This window comes from Veillonella sp. (assembly GCF_015058545.1).
GTDB lineage: Bacteria > Bacillota > Negativicutes > Veillonellales > Veillonellaceae > Veillonella_A.
This window is the reverse complement of sequence record NZ_SVCB01000044.1, coordinates 1-13546: the sequence shown is the minus strand read 5'-3', so window position 1 is coordinate 13546 and position 13546 is coordinate 1. Positions and strand designations below refer to the sequence as shown.

The following is a 13546-nucleotide window of genomic DNA, read 5'->3' as shown; positions in this document are numbered from 1 at the left end:
CGCAAATTTTCGATCGTCAATTGGTCGATAAGGTAATGGCTTTAGGTTTGCCACAAATTGCGTGGCCTAAAGAATACGGCGGCTTAGGTGAAGATTATGTCAGCTACATAGTGGCTCTTAAGGAGCTTGCTAAATTTGATGATGGCCTCGCTATTACCTTGTCCGTTTGCATGGGGTTATGCTGTGAACCGTTGGCTCGCTACGGCACCGATGAACAAAAAGAAAAGTTTTTAAAGCCTTTAGTAGCCGGTGAAATTTTGGGAGCTTTTGCGCTGACTGAAAAAGAAGCGGGCACCGATGCATCGGGCGTACAGACCATGGCAGTCAAAGACGGCGATGTTTATGTATTGAATGGTGAAAAAACATATATTACCAACTCCGGTGAAGCCGGTATGTACATCGTGTTTGCCAAAACTGAGGCGGAAGCTGGGGCGAAAGGGATTTCCGCGTTTATCGTAACGCCGGATATGGCAGGTTTTACTGTAGAAAAACGAGATCCTATGATGGGACTTCACACATCCACTTGCTCCGGGCTTACTTTTAAAGATGTAAAAGTGCCGACTGCTAATTTATTGGGCAAGGAAGGTGAAGGTTATCGCATTGCTATGTATGCTCTCGACAGCAGTCGTATCGGCGTAGCTGCGCAAGCAACGGGCCTTGCGGAAGCTGCCTTACATCATGCCATTGTGTATACGAAGGAACGTGTTCAGTTTGGCAAACCGCTCAGCAAATTCCAGAATACACAATTCAAATTGGCTGATATGGCGATTAAAGTGGAAGCTGCTAATTTGATGCTTCATAATGCGGCTGAAGATAAAGCGGAAGGCAGACCGTATACAATTTCGGCTTCTATGGCTAAAAAGTTCTGCAGTGATATTGCTATGGAAGTAACTACTGCTGCTGTACAGCTTTTCGGCGGTTACGGTTTCTCTGAAGATTATCCGGTTGCCCGTTTAATGCGTAATGCTAAGGTTACGCAGATTTATGAAGGCACCAATGAAGCACAGTTGATGGTTGTGGGTGGCTCGTTGTTGCGATAAGCGTTTGATTGGTTGCAATGAAGAGAAGAAAAGAAAATATGTTTCGTATAACACAAAACCGAGCGGATAAATCTGCTCGGTTTTTCGATAGGTTATGTGATTATTTATTGATACTTAGGTTTATAGGACAAAATGTGTTGGTTTTAGAGACGATGAACACAGATAATTACTGCACGTATTGCCTCTTTAAAATTTTATTTTAATAAGCCAATTTCTCTGAAGAATCCTTCGTAAGCGGCCGCTTTTTTTGCCAGGCTCAACGGATAAGCTCGTGAAGTAGACGGTAAGCGTGTTAAGGTTACGGTGCGTGTGCCGAAGGTGACAGTAATAGTTTCGCCGGTTTTAGGTAGCTTTGTTTTTTCGGGCAATAAACTGAGTAAAACTTCTGTCGCTTTGCCGCCGGTTGTTCCGATATGTTTACAATCTGGTAGTTTGGCTAAGACTTCTTCAATGGGTACGGGTTTTACTACTTTTAAAAAGGCATCCGATGCGTTGCCGTGCTCGCGAATGGCTTGCCATACGGTAGGGCAGGAGGCGATACCTCTTTCGGATAAAAATGCTTTAATTTTATCCGCATCAAAGGCTTTTTCTTCGCCTTTGCGGAAATGGCCCGGGTCATTAAAGAAAATCATGCCGTATACGCGCCACATATCGTTTTGAAAGTTAGGATAGTGGAATTGCATGGCTCGCTTGTCGGCGGCCGGTGGGAATGTGCCCATCATCATGACCGTGGCATTAGCCGGCAATAGGGGCGGGAAAGGCATACTTTCTACAACCGGAGCTGTGCCGGTTGCTAGAGTGTCAGTAGCTGTATTTTTATTTAAGGTTTGATTAGTTTTTTTAGTTGGCATAATAAAACAACTCCTTTTATGACTGTCTATCATTTAGTATAGCACAGCCTATAGAAGGAGTAGTTGCATTTAACACATTATTTTTTACTTGTACTGTTTGACTGAGTCGTTGGTTGAGCGTTTAATTTATCGACAATCCATTGTATCATGGTTTTGTTGACTAGTTGACCTTGGTTACCATGAGGTGCTTCGGAGTTGGAAATGAAGAGATTTTCCACGCCGTTGGCAGTTAGGGCGTCACGCAAGCGATGACTTTGGGCAATCGGTACGAGTGTATCCCGGCCGCCGTGAGCAATGAACATAGGCGGTGTTTGCGGTGTTACCTGGTGAACCGGGCTGCCTTGAATAGCCAATTCAACGTATGGCCAATACGGAGATTGGCGGTCGTTGGCTTGATAGAGCTGACGCAAGAGGGCGACTCCTTGATCATCTTTATTAAAACCGAGTAATACGGATTCCATGGCGCGCGGTGAGTCGTGAATTTCCGCAGCATCTTCCGGCGATTGTAAGGCCGTGCTCATTTCCGGTGCCATAGTCAATAAATCAGTTGGTCCGTAGTAGTCGATAACGGCTGATACGGCACTGGAGTACGCTGTGTTACCGCCGACAGTTCCTTCGTAGGAAGGATTGTTATTGGTGGTGCCCAATAAGGCGGCCAAGTGAGCACCGGCAGACGTGCCGCTGACGGCAATGCGATTAGGGTCAATGCCATATTCATCGGCATGAGCTCGGATGAAGCGAATGGCCCCTTTTACATCATAAATTTGAGCGGGATAGTACGCTTCGCTATTTAGGCGATAATCGATGGATACGAGGGTAATACCGTGACGCACTACTTCTTTAAACACTTCTAAGGATGAGCGGTTGTCGGAGCTCATGAGGTCGTTTTGTGCATTGGCATTCTCGTTGTCCGCCGGCCGTGGACCTAATACCCGCATGAAATTCGGTTGGGCAGCTGTATTGGCAATTGCGTCATTATTAGGGGCCGTGCCGGGGTCGGCATAGGTTCCCATAGACCAACCGCCGCCGTGAATATATACCAATACCGGAGTCGGCTCGGTCACGTTTTGCGGTTTGTAAATGTTGAGGCGCAAGTCTTTTGTTTTATTATCAAAAATAGGCACGTTGGCTACCAATACATCTTGGTAGGTAGGGGCAATAAATTCATTGTTTATTTCATTATTTGTTGTCATAGAAGGTACCGTGTTTATTCCAATGTTGTTAGCGGCCTTATTCTGCCCTAAAGGGGTCAATAGAATGCTCGTTGTCAGTAATGAAACAGCGAGGAAGGCCTTTGCATGTAATTTCATAGTATCACCTTTTTAGAGAGTTAAATAGTATTTAATGTAAATGACAGATAAAATCTTGGATAGATTTATATTAAATAAATTTGTGCAGGCTGTATTTTAAATAAACTTGCCTTTTATTTTTTTATACGTTTATAGTCTTTGTCAAAATAACGACCTTCGCGAATATCGTCGGTCATACCTTCAAAAGGGGCTTCGGCAATAACGTCTTCGTTATTTTGACCGGCTTTGCCTATGTAGGTGATGGTGGCAAACTCAGGGACTAACAATTTAGGATAGGTTTCGTATTTTTCACGGGACTCGTGCATTAAATCTAAGTGTTCATTCTGATAGCAAACGGTGATTTCCGGATGATCTTCTACCCATTTAGGGAAGAAGATGGTGCCGTGCATTTTCTTTTCATTCGGCATAAAATCGAGAGCCACGTCGGTGCCGGTAGGTTCGGTCCAGGTGATTTTAAAAACACCGTCCGTTAATTTAACGATATTAGCTGCTTGGTCGGTTACCCAGCGACCGGCTACCATGCCGCCATGAATACGATAATCTACAGTGTGGTCGTTTTTGGCATACCATTCGTATTCCCAGCCGTTATCATAGGTGTAAATAAAATGAGTGCCTAAAAAGTCGTCTAATTCTTTGAATTCCATAGTAAAATCCTCCAATTTTTAATTATTATTTAGTGAGTAGTGGGGTATTTAAACATTAAAATAATAACATGTAAATAAATACATGTTTATTTACACTTAGTATGTTATACTTAATACTATAAAAAGTCAAGAATTTGTTGTGACCCTTAGGTAATGGTCCTAAAAGAAAGATTGAAAGAGGTGAGTAGTTATGGCTCAAAAGAACACATTGCGCTATGTAATTTTAGGTTTATTATCTAAAGAAGCCATGGCAGGCTATGATATAAAAAAGGCCTTTGAAGGCGAAATCGGTGATTTTTGGTATTCTAATCACAGTCAAATATACCCTGAACTTAATCGCATGGAGCAGGAAGGATTTATTGCCGGTCATGAAGAGCTTGTTGGCAGTAAGTTGACTAAGAAGAAGTACACTGTTACTGAATCCGGCAAAGCTATATTCAGTGAATGGCTGCGGGAATCGTTGAATTCGTTGCCACCTACACGGGACGAATTTGCCATGAAAGTGTATTTTATGGATTCGGCGGATAATCCCTTATTGGCGGATTTATTTGATGAGGAAATACTTAGGCATGAAGAAAAATTAGCCTATTTAGAATCTCGTTGGCAAGCTTTATTCGGTGAGGAAGAAGCGCAACACTATCACTTTGGCCATGCTTTAATTTTGGAGCGGGCTATTTGCCGTGAAAAGGATCATTTGACCTGGTTGCGTGGGGCGTATAAGAGCTTACCCGTTAAAAAATAGGCCTATAACCCAAAAGTAAAATAAGGAGATTACAATCCATAACGGTTGCAATCTCCTTATTTTTTAATAGATTTTTAAGTTAATACTATTTTAAGCCTGTTTTTCAATAAATTGAGCGATAGCATTCATTAAGTCGCTTTGGCTCATACCGGAACGGTCGGCCGCTTTGGCGATGGTTGCTTTTTTCGCCATAATTTTGCCAAAGGCGGTGTTAAGCATGGCAAAATTGCTGTTAATCGTCGGCATGTGCTGACGAAGGCCCGGAACCTGGTCGAAGAGGTCGAAAAGACGAGTATTACCGGTGATGGTAATGCCTTTTACCGTAATTTCAGAACCGTTAGCCGCTGAAGTTTCACTGTTTTGAACATCGGCAGCAGAACTTGTATCGGCAGTGTTGCTGTCTGTAGCCGTTGTAGTGGCGTTGTCTGTAGCAGCAGTCTCGGCTTCCGCTTTATTCCCGTGAACTTCGTCATCCCAAGTCAAGAGCGTGCGGGAACCTTCAAGGCTGCGAATACGGGTGCAATCTTGCATCATTTCGAGGACGCCTTTGAAGTTGCCTTGTTCGTCGCGTACGGCTGTGTAGAGGATGTAGATGAAAGCTTCCGGTTTATTGATCCAGAATTCCGCTTTGTCCTGTTCGCCGGAGCGGAATTTTTCAATAATTTCTTCAACTAAATGAACGCTTTTTGCGGGATGGCAGTTGCGCACTTCGCGGCCGATAACATTAGCGCTGCGCGGGAAGATACGGTGTTTCGTATCGCTGTAGAATTTAACCAGTTCGTTTTCATCCACATAGGAAAGGTCAACGGGCATGTGTTTGAAGAGGAGGTTAATGCGTTCGAGGGATAATTTACCGGTGGCCACATCCAGTTCCGTTTCAGGGGATGGGGTAGCGGCTACATTGTATTTGCCGAGTAAAGCGGCGAGCTCCGACATGAAATTCTGCTCGCCGGCCGGGGACGTTAAATCCGTAGCGGTACCGTTAGAGTTGCTCGAACTGCCGGTTGCATTGCCGTAGAACGGAGGTGGTGTAATGAGGGCAAAACCGATTTCGTGGTCGCCGCGACTCATGTGGCTGAATTCGTCATCTTTTACCAGTTTATACGCTGTCGGCAAGAGTACTTCCTGTTCTTTGTCGGCCAAATCGCGGAACGCGTCGGTCATTTTAGGTTGGAGCTCTAAGAATTTTTCTGTTTCATCCGCTTGTAAGAGGCGGCGGCTTTCGCTGATTAAATCACGTACTTTGTCGTCGAAAGTCCACATGATTTTAGTAGGGCGGTCGAAACCGTATTTTTCGAGGGCCGGATATAATTGATTCTGTTTGCGGGATAAATGGCGGGACCACTCAGATAATTTATCATAAATACCGAGCCATGGATTTTTAATAAAATGAGGTGCCTTTAATAAGGCATCTACTTCATCCATAACGGCGAGGCCTGCTTGAATTTCTTGCATATACACCCAGAGCGGATGGTTTTCAGGATAGGTATTTTCGGCACGAATAAGGATGCCGTCGAATAATTCGAGAAGTTCATCCATGCGGTGAGTGATTTCTTCGTCCGTATAAGAACCTTTTAATTGTTGTTCGCCGTAGGCGAATTCATCCGGTGTGCAGGTGCCGATATGATCTTTTAAGAGGGCGCGGGCTTCTTTTAAGCTTAACTGACCGCTTAAATAGCTGTCTTTGATTTCAATCATTTTTTCGAGGCGTTGGCTGTTGTTTAAGCCTAAGGCTGTTTTCATAGATGTCATAGTTCTTCTCCTTTTTTCGGTTGCGTATTACTGCTATTAATAGTTAAAATATATATAGGGATACTTTGTTGTAATATATGGTCCCAACGGTTGAGTTATGATCATGTTTTTATTATAATGAAGTTGAAAATAGTTTTCAGTAGCTGAGGCTACATAATCGCCGTATTTTTGTTAAATTGTTAGGGCTCATAAATTTTACTTGCATAAATGGCCATTGTGACATATAATTGTAACGAAGTATTATTACTTGGTCATAAAAGGTGGTACCATGAGTCGGATAAAAAAACAAGAGCGACAACAGTTATTGCAACAAAAACTGAATACTACGCCCTTCGTTACTGACGAAGAGTTGGCCATCTATTTTAATGTCAGTGTGCCGACGATTCGTTTGGATCGATTGGAGTTAGGCATTCCTGAATTGCGGGAACGCATTAAATCCAGAGTAGACGGACTGACGCCAAGTGGCAATAATCACAGCCACATTGAAGTGGTGGGCGAGCTCATAGACCTCACCGCCGGTGAACAAGGTCTGAGTATATTGCGGACAACGGATGATATGACCGATTCCAGCGGCTATGTGGAGCCTCAGTATTTATATGCGCAGGCCGATTCATTAGCCAAGGCTGTGTTGGGCATCCCTGCTTCATTAGCCGGTGTCGGCAACATTAAGTATAAGAATCCTGTTAAAGCAGATTGTAATTTGGTGGCCAAAGCCTCGGTCATGCGACAACGAGGCGAGAAGTATTTTATTTGGGTCACAATCAAAGATAAAGTTAAGGAAGTCTTTCGGGCGAAATTCATAATGGAGCCCATTCAGAATAGGGTGTAAAATATGAAAATTGCATTAGATGCTATGGGTGGTGATTTTGCACCGTTTGAAATTGTGCGTGGTGCAATTGATGCGGTTAAAGCCTTCCCTAATATTGAAGTAGTTTTGGTGGGTGACGAAGCACGAATTTATGAAGTATTAAAAGAATTCGGGCAGGAAAAAAATCCGCAACTTATTATTCACCATGCCAGTGAAGTAATTGAAATGAATGAACATCCCGGCACAGCTGTGCGCAAGAAGAAAGACGCATCGGTCATTGTCGCTACGCGTTTAGTTAAACAAAAAGTATGCGATGCGGTCATTGCGCCGGGCAGTACCGGGGCAGCCGTAGCGGCAGCTTTGTTCGGCTTAGGGCGTATCAAGGGGATTGACCGACCTATGATTGCCACGCCGATTCCTACACCACAGGGTGTTACCGTTATGCTTGATTCGGGTGCTAACGCGAATTGCAAGCCAAAACATATGGTGCAGGGGGCTATTATGGGCTCCGAATATGCACGACTTATGTTTGGCCATGAAAACCCTACCGTCGGTTTGTTGAATATCGGCGAAGAATCTACTAAGGGTAATGAATTGTGTTTAAGTTCCTATCCGTTGCTGGAACAACTTAAGACTATTAACTTTAAAGGTAATGTGGAAGGTCGCGACATTCCGAAAGGCACGGTTGATGTTGTTGTATGTGACGGTTTTACGGGCAATGTAGTTCTTAAATTAGCGGAAGGCCTTGTAGGGGTCATGACGCAACTTGTTAAGGAAGGTATCAAGGATGGCGGTATATTAGCCAAACTGGGAGCATTCCTGATTTATCCGGTGTTCAAGAAGATTCGTAAACGTCTTGACCATACGGAAAACGGCGGCGCACCATTATTGGGTGTAAACGGCGTATTCATGATTTCGCATGGCAGTTCCAAGGCTAAAGAAATTTTGACAGCCATTAAAATTGCCGGCGATATAGTTGATCGTAAGATTATTGAAAACATTCAACACAGTATAGAAGAAGAAGGAGCTATCAAATATGACGATGTGGACTAAACCGGTAGGTATCATCGGTACCGGAAGTTTTGTACCGGATAATATCGTAACCAACGCTGATTTGGAAAAAATCGTAGACACGAATGACCAATGGATTCGTGAACGCACCGGCATTGAAGAACGACGTGTTGCACCGGAAGGCATGAATGCTTCCGATATGGCTACGGAAGCAGCTAAGCGTGCTTTAGATGCAGCCGGTTTGAAGGCGGAAGATATTGATTGTATCATTTTAGCGACATTAACCGGTGATATGTCAGTTCCTTCCACGGCTTGTTTGGTACAAGCCAATTTGGGAGCTACCAACGCGGCCGCTTTTGATTTGGGCGCTGCTTGCTCGGGCTTTGTATATGGCTTGATTACAGCGGGTAGCTATGTAAATAATAATTTCTTTAAGAATGTCCTTGTAATTGGCGTAGAAGTAATGTCCCGTGTGCTTAACTGGAAGGATCGCAGTACTTGCATTTTGTTCGGCGATGGTGCCGGCGCAGCTGTAGTATCTGCCGTTCCGGAAGGGTATGGTATGTTGGGCATGGATATGGGTGCTAATGGAGCCAGCGGTATGGCGATTTGCATCCCATCCAGCGGCACGGCCATGGTTCCTAACGATAAACGTATCGAGGAAGGCTTGACCTTTGTTCACATGGATGGCGCCGAAGTATATAAATTTGCGGTCAAAATCATGGGGCGTACAGTACTTAATGCATTAGACCGATCCGGTTTGCAATTAGAAGATTTAGACCGTTTCATTCCTCACCAGGCCAATACACGGATTATTGATTCCGCAGCGCATCGCTTAAAAATGCCGGCGGAAAAAGTGTTTGTTAATTTGCCGAAATACGGCAACACATCAGCCGCCTCGGTAGCAATTGCTTTAGATGAAGCCGTGAGATCCGGCTTTGTAGAACGAGATCATACAGTCGCCTTTGCCGGCTTTGGAGCCGGGCTTACTTGGGCCGGCTTGGTAATGAAATGGTACTAAGGAGGAACAACCATCATGATTAAGACTGATATTTGCGATTTATTAGGGATTGAGTATCCTATATTCCAAGGTGGTATGGCTTGGCTTGGTACCGCTGAACTTGCTGCGGCTGTGTCCGAAGGGGGCGGTCTCGGTATTATCGGTGCCGGACATATGCCACCGGATGTATTCCGTAACGAAATTCATAAATTAAAAGAACGTACGAATAAACCGTTCGGCTGTAACATCATGTTGATGTCGCCGTTTGTTAAAGAAGTTATGCAGGTTGTGTTGGAAGAACGCGTTCCGGTTATTACAACCGGTGCCGGTAATCCGAGTACATATGTGCCTGCATTAAAAGAAATCGGTACTAAAGTTATTCCTGTAGTAGCTTCCGTATTGCTTGCTAAACGCTTATTGCGCGGCGGTATTGATGCGGTTGTAGCGGAAGGTACCGAATCGGGCGGTCACGTAGGGGAAATCACAACTATGTGTTTAATTCCTCAGATTGCTGACGCTGTAAACGTACCGGTTATTGCTGCCGGCGGTATTGCTGACGGTCGCGGTGCGGCTGCTGCCTTCGCTTTGGGCGCCAGCGCTGTACAGATGGGCACACGCTTCGTATTATCTGAAGAATGTATTGCTCATGCTAATTATAAAGAAGCCGTATTAAAGGCAAAAGACCGCTCCACCGTTATGACTGGTCTTACGACAGGTCATCCGGTTCGTATTTTAGAAAACTTATTATCCCATCAGTACCAGGAATTGGAATTCAGCGGTGCTCCTAAAGAAGAATTGGAAGCTTTGGGTGCCGGTGCACTTCGCAAAGCGGCTATTGAAGGGGACGTTAAAAACGGTTCCGTTATGATTGGGCAGATTTCCGGTATGTTACAGGATGTAAAACCATGTGCTACAATCATTCGCGATATTATGGCCGAAACCGAAACCGTAATCGGCGGCTTACAAAAAATCATTAAATAATACAGGAGGCGTTACTAGTGAAAACAGCATTTGTATTTCCTGGCCAAGGTTCTCAAAAAGTAGGTATGCTTCAAGATTTATATAATGCCTATGACATTGTAAAACAGCGTTTTGCTGAAGCTGATGAAGCATTGGGCTACTCTATTACGAAGCTTTGCTTTGAAGGTCCTGATACAGAATTGGTTAAAACGGCTAACACGCAGCCGGCTATTTTAACAGCCAGCGTTGCTTGTTATGAAGTATTGAAAGAAAAGGGCTTTACTCCTGATATCGTAGGCGGTCACAGCTTGGGCGAATACAGCGCTTTAGTGGCAGCCGACGTACTTGATTTTAAAGATGCTGTTTACCTCGTTCATAAACGCGGTGAGTTCATGCAAGATGCTGTGCCATTGGGCGAAGGTGCCATGGCAGCTATCTTGGCTTTGCCTCGTGAAGAAGTAGTGGCGATTTGTGAAAAAATCGACAAAGAAGTCGGTTCCGTTCAGGCAGTTAACTTCAACTGTCCGGGCCAAATCGTAATTGCCGGTGCTACGGCTGCCGTAGAAAAAGCTGCTGAAGAAATGAAAGCAGCCGGCGCTAAACGTGCCGTAATGTTACCGGTAAGTGCTCCGTTCCACAGTCGTTTGATGGAACCGGCAGCGGCTCGTTTGAAAGACGAATTGGATAAAGTAACTGTTAATGATGCTAAGATTCCTGTAGTAGTTAATGTAACCGGTGAAATTTTGACCGATGCGAATGCTATTAAAGAATCCCTCGTTATCCAGGCGGCTCATCCTGTTCTTTGGGAAGATTGCGTAGCTACCATGATTAATTATGGCGTAGGCAACTTCGTAGAAGTAGGTCCGGGCAAGGTTTTGACCGGTTTTACCAAAAAAATTAACAAAGAAATGCAATTGGCTAATGTAGAAGATGTAGATTCCTTAGGGAAAACTATTGAATTTTTAGAAGGGGTTCGATAAAATGCAGTTAACAGATAAAGTTGCTTTAGTTACCGGTGCCTCTCGTGGCATTGGCCGCGCCATTGCTTTGTTAATGGCTAAACAGGGTGCCGACATTGTTGTTAATTACAGCGGCAGCGAAGGGGCTGCGCAGGAAACTGTAGATGCTATTTTGGCAATGGGCCGCAAGGCTATTAAAATCAAAGCCAACGTTGGCAATGCCGAAGAAGTAGCGGCTATGGTTGACGAAGCACACACAACTTTCGGTCGTATCGATATTTTAGTAAATAACGCCGGCATTACCCGTGACGGTTTGCTTATGCGTATGAAAGACAGCGATTGGGATGATGTTATCAACATCAACTTGAAAGGTGTTTATCTGATGACCAAAGCGGTTTCCAAAATTATGATGAAACAGCGCAGCGGTAAAATTGTTAATATGACATCGGTTGTGGGTGTAACCGGTAATGCAGGCCAGGCTAACTATAGTGCCTCTAAAGCCGGCGTAATCGGTTTTACTAAAACTTGTGCTAAAGAATTGGCATCCCGCGGTATTACCGTGAATGCGATTGCACCGGGTTTTATTCACACCGACATGACGGATGTTTTACCTGATAAAGTGAAGGATGCCATGGTTCACACGATTCCGTTGGGCCGTATGGCAGAGCCGGATGAAGTAGCTGCTGTAGCTGCTTTCCTAGCCAGCGATATGTCGAGTTATATTACGGGTCAAGTCATTAATGTTGACGGCGGCATGGTAATGTAGCTAATATATAGAGAGCAAACAATGAAAGGAGGTGAAATCACAATGACCACGTTTGATAAAGTTAAAGCGATCGTTGTGGAACAGTTAGGCGTTGACGAAGCTGAAGTTAAGATTGATTCTACATTCATTGACGACTTAGGAGCTGACTCCTTAGACATCGTTGAATTGATCATGGCTTTCGAAGAAGAATTCAATGTTGAAATTCCTGATGATGTAGCTGAAAAAATTAAAACAGTGAAAGATACGGTAGAATACATCGATTCTATCAAAGAAGCGTAAGACTTACTTGTGCACCGGTAGGAGGCGGCAACGCCTCCTAGTCGGTATACGTAACAGGAGGAATTTATAGTGAAGCTCCCTGAACTTCGCATCGGAAATCTGGTGGCAAAGGTGCCAATCATTCAAGGCGGCATGGCAATCAGATTGTCTACGGCTCGTCTTGCAGCAGCTGTAGCTAATGAAGGTGGCATCGGTCTAATTGCGGCCTCCGGTATGCCATTTGATGAATTACGTTATGAAATTAAATTAGCTCGAAAATTATCACCTACGGGTATTATTGGTATAAATGCAATGGTAGCAGCTTCCGAGTTTGCTGGCCTAGTGCGAACGGCTATTGAAGAAGGTATTGACCTCGTTGTAGCCGGTGCAGGTTTTTCTCGTGATATGTTTGGTATGGGGAAAGAATCGGGCACTCCTATTGTTCCGATTGTGTCCTCCGGGAAATTGGCTCGTATTTCTGAAAGCTTGGGTGCGGCCGCTGTCATCGTAGAAGGCAGTGAAGCCGGCGGTCATTTAGGTACAAATCGCTCATCTCGTGAGATTGTACCGGAGGTGTTGAAGGCCGTTAAAAATATCCCGGTAATCGGAGCGGGTGGCGTTCTCGACGGGAAAGACATTGTCGAAATGATGAAATTAGGAGCAAACGGCGTACAAATGGGTAGTCGTTTTGCAGCTAGTGAAGAATGCAATGCATCGGATGAGCTTAAGAAAATGTATTTACGTGCTAAAGCGCCTGAAGATGTTGTATTGATAGAGAGTCCGGTAGGATTGCCGGGGCAGGCGATTCGCAACAAATTCGCTGCTTCTGTATTGGACGGTACTGTACCGCCACCAACTGAATGTGACCGTTGCTTAAAGCATTGTTCTCACAAATTTTGCTTGATTAAAGCCTTAGAACGGGCACAGCAAGGTGATGTGGAAACCGGTTTGGTATTCTCCGGCAATAATATGCGCAAAGTAGATGAGATTTTGCCGGTTAAGGAGATTTTCTGTCGCTTATTAGCGGAAGTATCTCAGATTGATTAATGTATTTCAATGCATAGTTTACATGTGAGGTGAAATAATTGGAAAAACGTGTTGTTATTACCGGTTTAGGGGCTGTAACGCCTGTAGGTATCGGTAAAGATGCTTTTTATGAAGCTTTATTGGCGGGTAAATCTGGGATTGGCCCGATTACTCATTTTGATGCTTCTGAATATGCTACCCGCATTGCCGGTGAAGTTAAGGATTTTGATATTACGCAGTATGGTGTAGAGAAGAAAGAGTCCCGTCGTATGGACCGCTCCTCTCAATTTGCAATCGCCGCAGCAGTTCTTGCTTTGCGCGATTCCGATCTCGATTTGGATAAAGAAGATCGCGACCGTTGTGGTACTGTAGTTGGTACCGGTATCGGCGGGATTGACTCCATCCACGATGTTTATGTT

Annotated in this window: 15 protein-coding genes; 11 read left to right on the top strand and 4 right to left on the bottom strand. The window is 44.4% G+C overall.

Annotated features, from left to right (window positions below; all coding sequences use genetic code 11):
• On the top strand, positions 1-1040 hold a 1040-nt coding region (locus E7204_RS02885; RefSeq protein ID WP_295181374.1), incomplete at its 5' end, for an acyl-CoA dehydrogenase family protein.
• Positions 1041-1234: 194 nt separating this feature from the next.
• Here the strand turns inward: E7204_RS02885 and E7204_RS02880 are convergent.
• The 3 genes from E7204_RS02880 to E7204_RS02870 form a co-directional block, all read right to left on the bottom strand.
• Positions 1235-1804 carry a DNA glycosylase gene (locus E7204_RS02880; protein WP_295181375.1) on the bottom strand — a complete coding sequence of 190 codons (570 nt, stop codon included), beginning with the start codon at positions 1802-1804 and terminating at the stop codon, positions 1235-1237.
• Positions 1805-1968: 164 nt separating this feature from the next.
• Positions 1969-3201 (bottom strand): alpha/beta hydrolase, encoded by a 1233-nt coding sequence (locus E7204_RS02875; protein WP_295181372.1) that lies wholly within the window; start codon positions 3199-3201, stop codon positions 1969-1971.
• Positions 3202-3314: 113 nt separating this feature from the next.
• Positions 3315-3845, bottom strand: a complete 531-nt coding sequence (locus tag E7204_RS02870) for a phenolic acid decarboxylase (RefSeq protein ID WP_295181370.1) — start codon at positions 3843-3845, stop codon at positions 3315-3317.
• Between the two features lie 190 nt (positions 3846-4035).
• Here E7204_RS02870 and E7204_RS02865 point away from each other — a divergent pair, with 190 nt between their 5' ends.
• Positions 4036-4587, top strand: coding sequence for a PadR family transcriptional regulator (locus E7204_RS02865; RefSeq protein ID WP_295181368.1), 552 nt, complete (start codon positions 4036-4038; stop codon positions 4585-4587).
• A 90-nt stretch (positions 4588-4677) separates the two neighbouring features.
• On the opposite strand, the gene E7204_RS02860 is transcribed toward E7204_RS02865, so the two are convergent.
• Complete coding sequence (locus E7204_RS02860; protein WP_295181365.1) at positions 4678-6339, bottom strand: DUF438 domain-containing protein; 1662 nt, start codon at positions 6337-6339, stop codon at positions 4678-4680.
• 268 nt (positions 6340-6607) lie between these two features.
• Here E7204_RS02860 and fapR point away from each other — a divergent pair, with 268 nt between their 5' ends.
• The 9 genes from fapR to E7204_RS02815 all read left to right on the top strand — a co-directional run.
• Positions 6608-7168 carry a transcription factor FapR gene (fapR, locus tag E7204_RS02855; protein WP_006554981.1) on the top strand — a complete coding sequence of 187 codons (561 nt, stop codon included), beginning with the start codon at positions 6608-6610 and terminating at the stop codon, positions 7166-7168.
• A 3-nt stretch (positions 7169-7171) separates the two neighbouring features.
• Positions 7172-8200: a phosphate acyltransferase PlsX gene (gene plsX, locus E7204_RS02850; protein ID WP_127058228.1), complete on the top strand. Its 1029-nt coding sequence runs from the start codon at positions 7172-7174 to the stop codon at positions 8198-8200.
• The gene (locus E7204_RS02845) at positions 8184-9179 is read left to right on the top strand and encodes a beta-ketoacyl-ACP synthase III (protein WP_295181362.1); all 996 of its coding nucleotides are present in this window, start codon (positions 8184-8186) and stop codon (positions 9177-9179) included. Before plsX ends, E7204_RS02845 begins: the two co-directional genes overlap by 17 nt.
• Positions 9180-9194: 15 nt before the next feature.
• Entirely contained in the window at positions 9195-10139 is a 945-nt protein-coding gene (fabK, locus tag E7204_RS02840; protein WP_295181360.1) for an enoyl-[acyl-carrier-protein] reductase FabK, read from the top strand.
• 17 nt (positions 10140-10156) lie between these two features.
• Entirely contained in the window at positions 10157-11098 is a 942-nt protein-coding gene (fabD, locus tag E7204_RS02835; protein ID WP_295181358.1) for an ACP S-malonyltransferase, read from the top strand.
• Position 11099: 1 nt separating this feature from the next.
• Entirely contained in the window at positions 11100-11843 is a 744-nt protein-coding gene (fabG, locus tag E7204_RS02830) for a 3-oxoacyl-[acyl-carrier-protein] reductase (RefSeq protein WP_295181356.1), read from the top strand.
• Positions 11844-11885: 42 nt separating this feature from the next.
• The gene (locus E7204_RS02825; protein WP_006554975.1) at positions 11886-12122 is read left to right on the top strand and encodes an acyl carrier protein; all 237 of its coding nucleotides are present in this window, start codon (positions 11886-11888) and stop codon (positions 12120-12122) included.
• A 69-nt stretch (positions 12123-12191) separates the two neighbouring features.
• Positions 12192-13148: a nitronate monooxygenase gene (locus E7204_RS02820; protein ID WP_295181353.1), complete on the top strand. Its 957-nt coding sequence runs from the start codon at positions 12192-12194 to the stop codon at positions 13146-13148.
• A gap of 38 nt (positions 13149-13186) precedes the next feature.
• Positions 13187-13546: beta-ketoacyl synthase N-terminal-like domain-containing protein (locus tag E7204_RS02815; protein ID WP_295181351.1), on the top strand; the 360-nt coding region annotated here is incomplete at its 3' end.

Coding starts and splice junctions, on each gene's coding strand:
- plsX (WP_127058228.1), top strand. CDS start 7,172: ATGAAAATTGCATTAGATGCTATGGGTGGTGATTTTGCACCGTTTGAA.
- E7204_RS02825 (WP_006554975.1), top strand. CDS start 11,886: ATGACCACGTTTGATAAAGTTAAAGCGATCGTTGTGGAACAGTTAGGC.
- E7204_RS02880 (WP_295181375.1), bottom strand. CDS start 1,804: ATGCCTTTCCCGCCCCTATTGCCGGCTAATGCCACGGTCATGATGATG.
- E7204_RS02865 (WP_295181368.1), top strand. CDS start 4,036: ATGGCTCAAAAGAACACATTGCGCTATGTAATTTTAGGTTTATTATCT.
- E7204_RS02860 (WP_295181365.1), bottom strand. CDS start 6,339: ATGACATCTATGAAAACAGCCTTAGGCTTAAACAACAGCCAACGCCTC.
- E7204_RS02845 (WP_295181362.1), top strand. CDS start 8,184: ATGACGATGTGGACTAAACCGGTAGGTATCATCGGTACCGGAAGTTTT.
- fabG (WP_295181356.1), top strand. CDS start 11,100: ATGCAGTTAACAGATAAAGTTGCTTTAGTTACCGGTGCCTCTCGTGGC.
- fabK (WP_295181360.1), top strand. CDS start 9,195: ATGATTAAGACTGATATTTGCGATTTATTAGGGATTGAGTATCCTATA.
- E7204_RS02870 (WP_295181370.1), bottom strand. CDS start 3,845: ATGGAATTCAAAGAATTAGACGACTTTTTAGGCACTCATTTTATTTAC.
- E7204_RS02875 (WP_295181372.1), bottom strand. CDS start 3,201: ATGAAATTACATGCAAAGGCCTTCCTCGCTGTTTCATTACTGACAACG.
- fapR (WP_006554981.1), top strand. CDS start 6,608: ATGAGTCGGATAAAAAAACAAGAGCGACAACAGTTATTGCAACAAAAA.